The organism is Mesorhizobium sp. M2E.F.Ca.ET.209.01.1.1, from assembly GCF_004010375.2.
Classification (GTDB): Bacteria; Pseudomonadota; Alphaproteobacteria; order Rhizobiales; family Rhizobiaceae; genus Mesorhizobium.
The window spans coordinates 1-279 of sequence record NZ_SADP02001391.1 but is presented as its reverse complement, the minus strand read 5'-3'; the positions used below and the strand labels follow the sequence as shown (position 1 = coordinate 279).

The window sequence follows — 279 nt, the reverse complement described above, 5'->3', positions numbered from 1 at the left end:
GGAAATGCCATCCATGACGTATTTGCTGTCGGTGTGGAGCTCGACTGCGCAAGGCTCCTTCAGCGCGTCCAGCGCCGAGATGGCGGCCAGCAGCTCCATGCGGTTGTTGGTCGTCTCGGCCTCGCCGCCGGAGAGTTCCTTGGTGGCGCCGTTGAAGCGCAGGATGGCGCCCCAGCCGCCGGGGCCGGGATTGCCGGAACAGGCGCCATCGGTAAAGATTTCAACCTGCTTGCTCATGATGCCCCATATTCGGCCAATCCATATTCCGAAGGAGATCTG

1 protein-coding gene is annotated in these 279 nt (G+C 62.0%); it reads right to left on the bottom strand.

All coding sequences use genetic code 11. The features are described 5' to 3' along the window. On the bottom strand, window positions 1–237 hold a 237-nt coding region (locus EN852_RS40530), incomplete at its 3' end, for an RNase H family protein (protein WP_348643568.1). Window positions 238–279: the final 42 nt, after the last annotated feature.